The 13484-nt window shown below is 39.5% G+C and carries 8 protein-coding genes; 1 reads left to right on the top strand and 7 read right to left on the bottom strand.

The window, feature by feature from the left end:
- Nucleotides 1-12 precede the first annotated feature (12 nt).
- Both AN390_RS14710 and AN390_RS14705 read right to left on the bottom strand, forming a co-directional pair.
- The gene (locus AN390_RS14710; RefSeq protein ID WP_055255225.1) at nucleotides 13-3696 is read right to left on the bottom strand and encodes a translocation/assembly module TamB domain-containing protein; all 3684 of its coding nucleotides are present in this window, start codon (nucleotides 3694-3696) and stop codon (nucleotides 13-15) included.
- The gene (locus AN390_RS14705; RefSeq protein ID WP_408003177.1) at nucleotides 3696-5399 is read right to left on the bottom strand and encodes an autotransporter assembly complex protein TamA; all 1704 of its coding nucleotides are present in this window, start codon (nucleotides 5397-5399) and stop codon (nucleotides 3696-3698) included. Before AN390_RS14705 ends, AN390_RS14710 begins: the two co-directional genes overlap by 1 nt.
- 237 nt (nucleotides 5400-5636) lie before the next feature.
- Between AN390_RS14705 and AN390_RS14700 the strand changes: the two genes are divergently transcribed.
- Nucleotides 5637-5972 carry a ribonuclease E inhibitor RraB gene (locus AN390_RS14700; RefSeq protein WP_024033700.1) on the top strand — a complete coding sequence of 112 codons (336 nt, stop codon included), beginning with the start codon at nucleotides 5637-5639 and terminating at the stop codon, nucleotides 5970-5972.
- A 16-nt stretch (nucleotides 5973-5988) separates the two neighbouring features.
- On the opposite strand, the gene AN390_RS14695 is transcribed toward AN390_RS14700, so the two are convergent.
- From AN390_RS14695 to AN390_RS14675, 5 genes are all read right to left on the bottom strand, one after another.
- A complete protein-coding gene (locus AN390_RS14695) occupies nucleotides 5989-7740 on the bottom strand; it encodes a DEAD/DEAH box helicase (protein ID WP_055255223.1) in 1752 nt (583 codons plus the stop codon).
- A gap of 178 nt (nucleotides 7741-7918) precedes the next feature.
- Nucleotides 7919-8221, bottom strand: coding sequence for an H-NS histone family protein (locus tag AN390_RS14690; RefSeq protein WP_055255222.1), 303 nt, complete (start codon nucleotides 8219-8221; stop codon nucleotides 7919-7921).
- Between the two features lie 233 nt (nucleotides 8222-8454).
- The gene (locus tag AN390_RS14685; RefSeq protein ID WP_029774020.1) at nucleotides 8455-8685 is read right to left on the bottom strand and encodes a hypothetical protein; all 231 of its coding nucleotides are present in this window, start codon (nucleotides 8683-8685) and stop codon (nucleotides 8455-8457) included.
- Nucleotides 8686-8699: 14 nt separating this feature from the next.
- Nucleotides 8700-10523: a putative 2OG-Fe(II) oxygenase gene (locus tag AN390_RS14680; protein WP_162231849.1), complete on the bottom strand. Its 1824-nt coding sequence runs from the start codon at nucleotides 10521-10523 to the stop codon at nucleotides 8700-8702.
- Between the two features lie 60 nt (nucleotides 10524-10583).
- Complete coding sequence (locus tag AN390_RS14675; RefSeq protein WP_055255220.1) at nucleotides 10584-13421, bottom strand: TonB-dependent receptor; 2838 nt, start codon at nucleotides 13419-13421, stop codon at nucleotides 10584-10586.
- Between the last annotated feature and the right edge of the window lie 63 nt (nucleotides 13422-13484).

The following is a 13484-nucleotide window of genomic DNA, read 5'->3' as shown; positions in this document are numbered from 1 at the left end:
TATACTGCCTATTTAGTCCCAATCAAACTTATAGAGTAAATCAACATTTTGATTTAAACCACTGGTGATCTCTACATAAAACTGCGAAAGCAGCTGATAGCGAATAGCGACCTCGCTGAGCGAGTCAAATACCCCTACGCTGTATTTAACTTGTAAGCTAGGCGCTACATAGCCAGATATTTCAAGCTTAGTGTTATCGCCAGAGCCCGTTGAACTTAAGCTTACATCAGATAAACCAATGGTTTCGCCAACTTTAGATACAACGCCTTCACTGCGGCTCACCCCTTGTGAGAGCAATAACTGAGTAAGCATGGCATCGCTTGAACTGTCGCCCTCGCCTAGCGGCTGCCCATTAAGTAAATAGGCCAGCGCTTGTGCTTGATCCATTGCCGGCTCAGAAAACACTTTTAAGGTAGGTTGTTCAACGTTACCAGTAAGCGTAACACCTGCCACAACATCGTTTGCTGTGGTGTCTGGATTACGTATGGCTTTAATATTTAAAAATGGTTGCTCAATTGAGCCACTAAACCCTATTTGCCCAGTACTAATAATTAAATCTTGGCCAAAAGCTAAATACGTACCATCAATTAAATTTAGCTCGCCGGTGGCAATTATAGGGGCACCTTGGCTCATTTTGATGGCTAAATCGCCCGCTATTTTCGACTCAAGACCAAACGATTCTATTTTTACATCGTTTTTAACAATCACTTTTAAATTTACATCGTAATCAAACGGCACGTTTTCTGCCGTTTCAGTTTGTTGATCAACAATAATCTCATCGTCGCTCACTTGAACGGCGCCCTCTGGCAGCTCTTCAATCATTACCCTGCCATAAGGCACAATCACTTCGCCAGACAGCTTTAATGCATTATTTGCAAGTCCAATGGTTAAATCAGGCGATACTTTAAACGTCACGCCTTGCTGCGCACGTACAAAAAACTGCTCGCCGTTAACGCTTACATTTACCTCAGGCTGGGCGCCTTGCCAATCTACGTCGCCGGTTAGGTTGATTTTACCGCCTTGGGTGTCGTTTAAATTACCTTTAATTGTGGCGGTGGTTTTATCAAATAAAATGTTTACGTTAGATTTTTGTAACACCACCGGCAACTGCTCACCTTCTAAATTGATATCACTGACATTTAGTTCACCATTTAATAGAGGGTCTTGCAAAGTGCCGGCTACTGCCACGTTTCCTGTTATATCGCCTTTTAATTGCTCAAGGGTTTCGAGAAAGGGATGTAAGTCTGATAGCAATATTTTATTTATATTAAGGTGACCGTTTAATGTTTGCTGATTTTGAATACCATCAATATTAATTTCGGTGGCTATTTTACCTAGCACACTTGAACGTAAATCGGCCTCTAGCTTACCCGTTTGAGAGTCAGTGTAGGCACTAACTTTTAGCGTTTCGATGGGTAATCTAAACCGGTCTTCCTCAGAGGTAAGAACAGCAACAAGGTCGTGCGCATTTAAATTAGCGCGAAGTGTTTTTAAAGCGCCCTCGTTCCAATTTGCAGCAAAGTCGCCGCTTATATCGCCACGCGTACGCATGTTATCTGGTAAAAAGTGTTTAAGCTCTTCAAGCGCTAAATTGCTCAACGTAGCATTAAATTGACCCAAGTTTTTAGTTTGCGCAAGGGTGTTAATACATAGCTCACTTTTGTTTGAGCGCCAGCAATGCGCACTCACATCAAAATCGCTGGTTTGGGTATTAAACATCACCGCAATTTTTTTACTATTACTAAAGCTGAGCTTTTTGTCACTTAGCGTTATATTACTGAGCGAGCCATTCCACACGTCATTATTGAGCTTACCGGTTACTTCAAGCTCAGCAGCGCCTTGCTCTGCATCTATGGCGGCAACCAGCTGATGGTCGGTTTTATCGCCAGTGGCAGTTAGCTCAACACTATTAATTACCTGATCAGCAACCATTGCTGAGCCTACGTTTAAGCTCACATCGGTTTGCCAATCTGCGGCTGTATCGAGCTGGCCTTTAAGGGTGAGTTTATTAACGTTTATGTCGTTATACATAAAGTTATCGAGTAATAACGATAAATCAACGGCGGGGGTTAAACGGGGTCCTCTAACTTTTAAATCGGCCTTACCGTTTGCAACGAATGGCAGATTAGTTTGCTCATTTCCTGTCAATGTTACTTTTCCGTCAACCTGCCAGGTGTCGTCAACTTGCCCGCTCAAGGTTAATTTATTGGCACCGCTACTTAAATATAGGCTGTCTATGTTGGCTTTTAGCGTATTGTTAAGTGTAAAGTTTGAGGCAAATTCAAGCGGTGTTTGGTTCAGTTTACCTGCAAGTTGTGTATTATCCATTTGCAAGTGCCAGTTTTGCCCTTCGCTGTTAAAGCGCCCTTCTAGCTGGCCAGAGATATTACTTGTAAGCGCATCTGTTAAGTATTGTGCTTTTAAGCTATTTAACGAACCGGTAAAGTCGGCTTGTATGCCCTTTTGCCAATTAACATTACCTTTAAATATTGCACTACTATCGTTTGCGTTTAGGCTTAAGGTACTTAGCTGCGCTTGGCTAAGCGAGCCGTTTAATTGCGTGTTTAGTACTACAGCTGGATAGGCACCTAATTGGCTATGCGCCTTTAAACTTAGCGTGTAATCATCCGCATTACCCGAGGCTGATAAATCAACATTATTTACTTTTAGCTCGTTACTTTGAGCGTCAATCAACCATTGCTCAACTTTACCGGTAAGTTCAAACGGATAATTTTTTTGTTTTAAATTAGCCGTTGCCGTTAAATTTAATGGGTACTGACCAGTCGTGTGTAAATTTATATTTAAATCAGATAGGTCACCACTTAACGCTAAATTCGCTTGGTGCAAGTCGCTGTTTAGCGCTACTTTAGCGTTTATTGGTAAATTACCTGCAAGCTCACTAGTTAACTCTGTATTTAATTGCCATTGTTGGTACTGCGCGCTAAGCGTTTGTAAGTTAACTTTTTCATCTTCTACATTTAATACAAGCGCTATATTTTCGATTGTGTGAGTTTGCTCACCTTGCTCAATATCCACCTTTTTAACGTCAAACTGCTCTACCCGTAAATTAAGGGGCGATGTAAATTCTATATCAGGTAACGCAGGCAGCGCTGTTAGCGCCTGGCCTTGATTAGCCGTTGCTTGATTAGATGAAGCGGGTTGCTCTTTAAGCTTTACCAATACATCACTAATAGTTAGGCTTTTTAGTGCTAAGGTTGCATCTTCAGCTTTCGCTGCAAGGGTAAAGTTATTTACGGTTACATCAGCACTGGGGTGATTTAATACAAATTCGTTTATTGCTACATTTTTAACGGCAATATTAAAGGGAAACGTAATTTTAGCTAATGGCTTTTGGTTGCTCTGTTGTGTGGCTTCAGGTGTATTGCCAAGGGCAAGTTTGATTGACCGCGCACTTACATTTTCAATACATAGGCCATCGCACTGCCACCAAAATAAATCTATTTTAAGCTGCTGCGCTTTAAAATCTGTACTTTGGTTTTTAAAGCTCACATTAAACGGGTTGTTATATAAAAAGCGCCCTTTTTTAATCTCGATATGTAAGCCATCCACCATTTTATTGGCACTATAAGCAATAAATTGATTACCGGGCGCAGTAAATAACAAACAAAATATAATAACGGCAAGCGTGATTAAAACGCCGATGACGGCGGCGGATATTTTTTTAAATACTGACATTAAATTTCTGGCCCTATGGTAATGCTTAAACGTGTGCTTTTACTTTCTTTAGTAAGCCCCCATGCATGGTCTACTTTTACGGGGCCAATGGGTGTTAAATAACGAAAGCCAAAGCCTGCGCCCACTTCAAAGTCGTCCGAAAAGTCATTTGTGGCAGTACCGCCATCAACAAATAAAGCTGCGCGCCAATTTTGTGCAAATTGGTAATTGTATTCAATAGTACTGGTTAGTAAGTATTTACCACCAATTAAATCACCGTCTTCATCTTCAGGAGAAATAGACTGATAAGCAAAACCACGTACACTTTGATCACCACCGGCATAAAAGCGCAGCGAGTAAGGTACGTTTTCAATATTATCGACCAGCATGGCGCCCACGTTTGCTTTTAAAAAAACTAAGTGTTTATCTAAATAGGTTCGCAGCCACGCATGCTGCAGCTGCACCCGCACTAAGTTTGTGGTTGAAAGTACATCATCTAAACCAAATTCACCCGAAATTAGCCACTGCTCACCCCAATAAGGTGTTGTGCCTCCTTTTGACTTTTTACGGGCATAGCTAATACCAGGCATAAGCATTTCGGTGCTTTCTTCTGGTTCATCACCAATGCGGTATGTTTCTTGGTCTCGACGTAAAAAGGCCGTGCGTACCCATTTATCTTCAGTTAACCATTGGCGCTGCAGTTGGCCGGTCAGTATTTCACTGTATATGTCATCGGCAAGTTCATCTTCTAACTTGTAACCCACTGATAAACGCCATAAATCGTCGTTAGGGTCATCTACCGGAATGGTGTACGCCATAGAAATATCTTGCTGTTTCTCAGCTACATTTAAATTGCTTTCCAGATAATGCCCATCTTCTGTGATCCAGGGTTTACTCCATTTAAAACGCACTTTCGGGCCCAGCTCGGTATTAAAGCCACCGCCTACTTCGTAGCTATTAGCAGGTTTGTGTAGCACATCAATATTTATAGGCACTTGTCCGTTGGCTCTTGCTGGTATATCGGCATAAATACGCACGCTTGCAAAATACGGTGTGCTTGAGAGCTCAAGGTTATAATCGGCAATTTGTGTGGCTTTATAAGCTTGCCCTTGGGTAAAAGGTGCAAGTGAACGAATGTATTTTTCTGCGGGGGTTTCGCTGGCAATGATTATATTGCCATACGTGTAGCGCACGCCGGTATCTATATTAAATGTAATATCGGCACTGTTTTTTTGCACTGATACCGCAAGCTTTCGGGCTGGCCATTTAGCATCAAAATAGCCTAGCTCTAATAGCATTGACTCTATTTTTTTATGAGCTGAGTCGTACCTGCCATGATTAAGAACATCGCCCTGGGTTAAATTTAAGTTTTTAATAACGTTTTGTAATTGCGAGTCGTTTTTACCCTCACCATTAAGCGTTATATTAATAGCTTCTATGCGCGTTGCAGGGCCGCGCTCTACTTTAACGATAAGCTCTTTGTCGTCTTTATCAAACTCAATGTCTACCGTTGGGTTGTAATACCCCAGCGCTTTAATACTGCTTTGCACTTGTTTTTTAGCATAGCGGCGCAAGGTTCTGGTGGGTTTTTCGCCAACCAGTTGTTTTAAATATAGCTCAACGTTACTTTCTAACTCGCCACTAATCCCTTTAATTTCGTAATCTTCAATTACCCTTTGCTCAGCGCTGGCTTGAGTGCTTATAAAAAAAGCTAAAAAAAACACAAAACGTAATAACTGTTTGAACAAGTAAATATCCTTACTTTTTATTCTTTAAAATTTAACCACCAATGAGTTGCATACTACCATAGCCATAATGAGCAACACATTAACTTAATAGTAATCTTGAACCAAATTTCACTCCCTTTTAAAGCCTATAGAGTTAAAATTAATACGCTTTAAAGCAATATTTTGGTTACAATAGTGGCTACGAATACAAAATTAATTTTAAATGAGTTTTTAATGCAATTCCCTGATGATGATAACGGCCAACTTTTAGCCGAAATAGCCGCCGCTGGCGTTGATTTAAGCAAAATGCACCAAATCGATTTTTTCATTTTATTTGAACAACAAGCTGATGCTGAAAAATTTGCCAAAGAAATAATCTCTGATGCATTAGTACAAAGCGCAAACGTTGAAAAGTGTAAAGACACTGGCGTGTGGGAAGTGATTACTCATGTACAAATGGTGCCAGAGCACACATTGCTTGGCCAAGCAGAGCAATACCTTGAAAGTATTGCTAATAGTTACAATGGCTATGGCGATGGCTGGGGTTTAATGGACGAAGACGCCGCTTAACAAAAATCAGTTAAGCTTAGCCGCTTAACTGATTAGCTTTTCTAAAGCTGCCAGTGTAATCAAATAATTTATCAGATACCTTCCAGCCATACTTTTTACTTTTACGCGCGATAACAAAATCGGGATGCACTAAATCAAACTGTGCCTTAATAACCTGCTCAGCACTTTTAAATTCGACAGGCGCTTGCCCCTGCCCTAGGCGTTTACCAAACTGTTTATTAAAAATATACTGCCCGCCTTTACTGGCAAGGTTATATACCTCATCGCAACTTGCACCATCTTCATCAAAGTAGGTTATTTTAATTAAATCATCTTTAAGTTTTACCACTGATAACCCACTACAGCGCAGTACTAACGCATCTTTTAAATTAAGGGCGTTACGTAGCTTGTCGTCGGGGTCGGCCATTACTGCGCCGCAATCATGGCATTTACGAGCTGCTATATCGTTTTGAGCGCCGCATTGTTCGCACTCTTTAAACCTAAACCGATAATCGCATTGCTCTTTATGGCCTTCGTCATCTTCTAATAAACCTTGGCAGCGCCGGCCAAAATGCTCAACTACTTTGCCATCAGCATCAGTTTTTCCCCAAAAAATATTTGCAAACCCACACCCAGGGCAAAGCACTTGAACGGGCTCATTATCGCTATCACCTTTTTTATCGCCCACCTCAGGGTGAAATAAATCAAAGCCGTTGCCTGCGTAATCTATAACTAAGCAGTTTGTTTTTCCTTCATTTAGCCTAAGCCCACGGCCAACAATTTGCTGGTATAAGCTAACCGATTCGGTGGGGCGTAAAATAGCGATAAAATCGACATGCGGCGCATCAAATCCGGTAGTTAAAACAGAAATATTAACGAGGTATTTTATGTTTTTTTGTTTAAATTGATTTATTAATTTATCGCGTTCTGCATTGGGGGTATCGCCAGTTATAAGGGCACTTTGCTCTGCGGGTAAATAAGTTAAAATTTCTTGCGCGTGCATCACCGTTGCCGCAAATATCATCACGCCTTGGCGGGTTTCACTGTATTGTATTACCTGCTTCAGTATAGCTTGCGTTGCGCGCTCACTATTTTTTAAAAGCGCATTCATGTCATCAGTCGTATATTGACCAAACGCATTAGTAGCCAAGGACGAAAAATCATAATGACTAATTGCCGCGTCCACTTCATTTGGCGGCGTTAAGTAATTATGTTTGATCATATACCTGAGCGGTAATTCAAATATACAGTTTTTAAATGGACTTTCTTTATTACCTTTTACAAAACCATGGTAATGATGATGGTATATCCACCCCATTCCTAATCTATAAGGTGTGGCCGTTAAACCCAATACTTTTAACTGAGGATTATATTCTTTGAGCGTATTTATAACCTTTCCATATTGGCTTTTTTTATCACCATTTACTCTGTGGCACTCATCAATAATAAGCAAAGAATAATGCTCATTTAATTTATTTAAATTACGCGATAAAGACTGAACACTGGCAAAGGTAACTTGGTGGTTGAGTGATTTTTCTTTTAACCCTGCTGAAAATATACTCGCTTCTAAACCAAAACTTTTATATTTTTGTGCGTTTTGTTCTACCAACTCTTTAACATGTGCAAGCACCAAAATTTTTTGCTTAGCAATTCGCGCAAGCTCTGCAATAACAAGGCTTTTACCCGCACCGGTAGGCAGTACAATCACGGCAGGATCATTTGTTTTTCGAAAATGTAAAACGGTGCGCTCTACGGCCTCTTGCTGATACGGCCTTAATTTATAGCTCATGAAAATAGTAAATAGAATAACCAGAACTGCAGTTTAACAAATACTAAGCGACTGCGGGGAGTTTAAGGTAAGTTTTGGCCAATTAAATCTAGCGTACAAAGCGTAAGCCTTAGCCTAAGGTTTAGTTATTAAGTTATACGCCATTAAAAAGAGAAGCCGTGGCTTCTCTGTTACTTTATTAAGCTAGGTGCTTTTGTAAATCAACACCTTCAAACGCTTTAGGGCGACGACCACGACCGGTCCATTCAATCACTTCGTCATCTACTTCAATACGATACTTAGCTTTTACTTTAGTACGTTTATCTGCAGTACCGTCTTGTAAATCTTCTAACGTAAGTCCTTTTTCTTTTAAAAGATCCAACACTTCCTGTTTAGCTTGTAGCTGCTCAGTATATTTTGCAATCGCATCAGTGATTAATTGTTGTGCTTTTTCTAGCTCAGTTAATGATGCTGTTTTAATAAAAGATCGAACTTCTTTCATTTATATCTCTCTTGCTTGTTGGAGTTAACTTTTTAGTTTCAAAGCAAGTATAAACCCAACAATATATTTTTACCATGAGCAATTTTACTCCATAGTAAAAGGTATAAAAGCAAATACTTTAGCATGAGAAATCAGCATAAAATAAGTATAGTAATGGACTTTAATATCAAATAAAAAATATTTAACCTCTATTAATTTTTTAATAGAGGTTAATAAACTTATAAAGTTAAAGTCTATTTATCAATTTTTACACTACCACGGGTCATCTCTCTCATTGCCTCTTGGCTTAATTTTTCTTGGTAAGCAATTTGTTCAGGTGTTCTACACACTCTTGTTGCAATGTTGCTACCTGTGGTTTTTTCGAGTTTACATATTTTGCCATCGCTTTCACTGGCCTTAAGCGCTGCTGCACTAGTGCAACCTGAAGCTAAAATTACTAATAATACGGTACAAAGATGTTTCATTGTTTATCCTTAATTTAAGTGTGTTGAGGGAGTATGTCATAAGCAATTGTTACTCGTTCCATTTCACTATTTAGGGTATTAGTCCCATGCCAAAAATAGGATGGAAATTGAATAAGTTTGCCTTCCTCTGGTTTTAATGTTGTCTCAGGTAAAAGCTTAGTGTGCATATTAAATCCTGGCTCACCTAGCTTTAACCACCCTTCTTGGTTGGTTGATTCGGATATCAGCGTGGGTATAGATACATAAAATGGTGAACTCATCCAACCTTGGCTGTGATAATGATTTTTATGAAAACCTTTACCTTTCAGAATTACCGACCATGAATCAGTCACTTTAAAATCACCAACATTTCTTTTTAAAAAAGGGTGTTGATTATCTTTTGGAAGCCTTGTTAAAAAGCATGACGTTAACTCGTATAGCTCTTGCTTAAGCATTTTTAGTATCGGCAGTTGATAATCAAATAATTTTTCTGCGGTTTGAGAACCATTCACTAAAGATTGCTCTAAAGGGTGGTTTTGATAATAATGATACTGTTTTAACGTACCTTTAAGCTCAGTTAAAAAATCATCTATAGAAGCAAAGCCAGAAGGTGTTGCTATTTTCTCCTGCATAACAAATAAATCATAATTGCAGTAATATGAGTACAGCTCGCTTTTTAGTAATCTCAATGCTGTATTTTTAATACACAAGTACTCTTGGTTATATTCGTCTTGATTTAATAACTTATTTATAATGTTCAATGCGTGATCTGGTTTATCTATCGCAATATAGCTTTTGGCTAATTCTATGTACGCGTGATTATTCTTAAACCTATTACTGGCAGCTAAATGGGTCTCTAAAGATTCATCAAATAAGCTGTTTTCACGTTCGTAATCACCCACTATAGAAAACGCTTTTTGTGGGCAATTGCTTTGAGAGAGTATTTGCTTTGCTATTTTGTAAGCCTCAGTTTGCTTACCCGATGTATAAAGCTTTTGTGCAAGCTCAGCTTCCAGTGCAGTATTTTTTCCAGTTATTTTTAAAGCATGGTTATATGAGGATAAAAAACCAGAGTCTGCAGTTTCCCATAGCATTTGGTTTAGCCAATGATGACTGTCTAAATCTAGCGGGTTGATAGTTGTTAGTTCTGTATATATTGCTTTGGCTTTTTTAAACTTACCGGCTAAGTGATAGCAGCTGGCCATATTTTTTTTAGCTTCAACTAAACCAGGGCTTAATTTTAAGCTTTGCTCAAAAGTTATAATTGCTTTATCCCAAAAGCATAAAGCTTTTAAAGCCAACCCTTTACTATTGAGAATACTAGCATCAGCACCAAAATTGCGAATATAATCATCTGTGAGCCTATCGACCTCAGTAAACTTCTCAAGCTTTAAGTCTGTTTTTATTTTTGCACTGAGAATAACTGCATTTTGAGGGGATAGTGTAAATGCTTTATCAATGTATTCTTTTGCTTTAGTAAATTCATTCTTTTTAAAGTATAAAACAGAGATGTTATAAAGTGTTTCTATATCGTCACTATATATAGTCAATACATTTAAATATTGTTTTATTGACTTATCAGGTTCACCCAACAAGTTATATAATTTTGCTTTATTTACATTTAAATGAAAATGACGTGGACTTAGTTTAATGCCTTTTTCAATCTCGGCTAAACATAATATATAATCTTTTTTCTTTTGGTATGCTATAGATTTTAAGTGATGAAGGTGCGCTACAATACTCGATTCATTACTTTTAATCGAATTAGCAATTTTTAATGCCTTAAGGAAATTATTATTATTAATTTCCTTAAGGATTAAGTTGCTTACATCTTGAAATGACATGCCTTGGCTTTGCATATGTTCTCTTAAATAATAAAAAGGCCGATAATATACCGGCCTTAGCATTAAAGCTTATGCTTAGAATGAAATAGTTGTACCTACAAAGAAGTTACGACCGATGTACTTATACAACGTAGTATCTGTATTGGCATCATCATAATCGCTGTAATATGGAGGCTCTTCATCTGTTAGGTTATCTATACCACCACGTAACGAAACATGCTCGTTAAGTTGGTAAGTACCACTTAGTGTATGTGATACAAACGAGTCAGCTTCTGGTGAATAGTAATCCGCAGGGTCTCCATCAAATAATGCAACTGATTCTGTAACAAGCGAATCTACATACATCACTTTGTATGAAACAGTCCAATCATCACCGGCTGCACGTAAGCTTACATTATGTTTCCACTCAGGAATTGAGCCAGAACCACTTGATGCAACACCTACGTAATCTTGAATAGGCTCACCAGCAAACTCTTGTACTTCCCATTTAGAGATGTAAGAAGCTTCCCAATCAGCTCTCCACGCTAAGTCAGCAGCGTCAAAGCTATATTGAGCGTTGAAATCTACGCCCGATAGGTTCCAAGTAGAAAGGTTTTGATCAAGTGATGGAGTACCATCAAAGTTACCCGTTGCATCACGTACAACACCTTCACAAAGTGCAAAAGAACCACCTTGTCCACCTTCTTCACCCGCGCTATAACATTTATCTAGCTTAGTCGTAATACCAACAGAGCTTATTACGTTATCTACTTCAATATCGTAGTAATCAACAGTAAAGCTTAGCCCTTCAATTGGCTCAACAACAAGACCAACTGTAAATGTATCAGCAGTTTCAGGACCTAGGTCTGGGTTACCGCCAACAACCGCACGAAGTTGACCACTGTTTTGTGCAAACGTACCATCTGAAGGAATTAGGCCGGCTGCTGCATCAGAAGCACAGGCTGTTTGGTATCTAGAATCAAAGCCAGCACCACCAAAACCAGTACAAGGGTCTGTATAATTGGTGAAGCTATCTGACTGACCACCGTAAAGCTCACTTACACTTGGTGCGCGAAATGCTGTTGATAATACAGAGCGAAGCATAACTTCGTCTGTCATACGCCAAGTTAGACCTAACTTATAAGTAGTATCTGATCCAAATGTATCGTAGTCAAAGTAGCGAAGCGCAGCTTCTAAATCTAAAGACTGAACCAGTGGTAAATCATTCAATAGTGGAACAACAAGCTCTACATATGCTTCGTCAACTTTATAGCCACCAGAAGTTGGCTGTACAGCATTACCTGAACCGATACCTGATGAAGAGAATGCATCTGGTTGATTAAATGCTGATTCTTCACGGTGCTCTAGACCAAATGCAAAGCCAACAACACCAGAAGGCATTTCAAATAAATCACCCGAAATTGAAGCGCCTAAGTGGTGCATTTCTGTACCTGAAGTACCCTGATCGGTGTAACGCAAGTAATCGGCATCTGACTGTGAAAGCGCGCCTTCACCGAAGTAGTTAATACATGGAGCAGATGCATCGTTGCCTGTAACCGTGTAGTCACTAGGCGAACCTGTAACCGAGACACCTTCACAGTTTTCATTTACTGACGCTATCATTTTGTCTACGTTGATGTAGTTTTTAGAACGGTCAATAGCGCTATTTCGACCATATGTATAGAACACATTCCAAGCGTATTGATCAGCGATAAAGCCCTCTAAACCAGTTGTAAATTGTGCTGTATTTACTTCTTGCTCGAATACACGGCCACCCATTTCTGACATACGACGCAGCGGTAACATGTCTACATTGTCGCCAGGAGTTGCAAAATCATACAAGCCTGAGAATGGGTAAACTTCTGGGTTTTGACTTAATACCCAACTACGACCATCTACACTGTATGTGTAGTTGATAGGTGCTGGTGCCATTTGTTGCGTTGAGGTACGGTTTGTATAGTACGCTTCTGCAAAAAAGTTTAAGTTATCTGCTAATTCATAATTACCTAACACGCTCACATTATAACGAGTTGCAGGCGTAGATAAGTATGAAGCAGAAGAGTAGTTATAGGTATCGTTGCCTTCGCCACTACCCACATATGTGTGATAGCCAGTATCAGTTGATGAACCGTTACCGCCAGGCTCAAACTGAACTCTTCTACCATCATCTAAGATTGCATTCATACCTAAAGAGTTACCAGAACCGGCACAAAAACGCTCACCGCCACTTTCAGCGTATGGACATGCTGAATAATCTCGGTCGCTAGCACGTACAGTTCCACGGTCGTAAAAACCAACGTTTACAACAACATTACCTTTATCACTGCTCACACCAAAGGTGCTACTTAAGCTAGCTTCTTCACCGTCACCTTCACCTGTCTCTGCATAGCTGGCATCTAGCTCAAAGCCTTCAAAGTCATCGCGCATGATAATATTAACCACACCAGCAAGAGCATCAGAGCCGTAAACAGCTGATGCTCCGTCTTTTAAAACTTCTATGCGTTTTACAGCGCTAAAAGGAATGGCATTAAGATCCACGGTAGAAGATGCACCAGTACCTGAGGCAATCATACGGCGTCCATTAACAAGTACCAATGTACGTGATGAACCCATACCTCTTAAGTTAACAGTTGCATTACCATTACCGCCATTATTTACAGCAGCAGTTAATCCGCCCGACTGAGCGGTAAGGTTTTGTAACGCATCGGAAATATTTGAAATACCCTGAACTTTCATATCTTCAGTAGTAATAATGCTCACTGGTGAAGCGCTTTCAAGATCTGCACGTTTAATTCGTGAACCGGTAACCTCTATACGCTCTACCTTTTCAACTCCCTCTTCAGCAGCAATTGAATTTGCTGAAAATACAGCTGTAGATGCCGTACCAAAAGCAATCGCTAAGCGCACCGCTTTTGAAACTTGGTTATTTAACATTGGATTCTCCCTGAAATAATTTTATTTATATATTTATTATTTTAGCCATTAAATAAATAGCTT

The organism is Pseudoalteromonas sp. P1-11, assembly GCF_001399995.1.
Lineage (GTDB): Bacteria > Pseudomonadota > Gammaproteobacteria > Enterobacterales > Alteromonadaceae > Pseudoalteromonas > Pseudoalteromonas atlantica.
This window is presented reverse-complemented; position numbering and strand designations above follow the sequence as displayed.

Bases quoted from the DNA above. Each gene is read 5' to 3' on its own strand.
- AN390_RS14690 (WP_055255222.1), bottom strand. From the start codon at position 8,221: ATGAAAGAAGTTCGATCTTTTATTAAAACAGCATCATTAACTGAGCTA.
- AN390_RS14695 (WP_055255223.1), bottom strand. From the start codon at position 7,740: ATGAGCTATAAATTAAGGCCGTATCAGCAAGAGGCCGTAGAGCGCACC.
- AN390_RS14675 (WP_055255220.1), bottom strand. From the start codon at position 13,421: ATGTTAAATAACCAAGTTTCAAAAGCGGTGCGCTTAGCGATTGCTTTT.
- AN390_RS14680 (WP_162231849.1), bottom strand. From the start codon at position 10,523: ATGCAAAGCCAAGGCATGTCATTTCAAGATGTAAGCAACTTAATCCTT.
- AN390_RS14685 (WP_029774020.1), bottom strand. From the start codon at position 8,685: ATGAAACATCTTTGTACCGTATTATTAGTAATTTTAGCTTCAGGTTGC.
- AN390_RS14710 (WP_055255225.1), bottom strand. From the start codon at position 3,696: ATGTCAGTATTTAAAAAAATATCCGCCGCCGTCATCGGCGTTTTAATC.
- AN390_RS14700 (WP_024033700.1), top strand. From the start codon at position 5,637: ATGCAATTCCCTGATGATGATAACGGCCAACTTTTAGCCGAAATAGCC.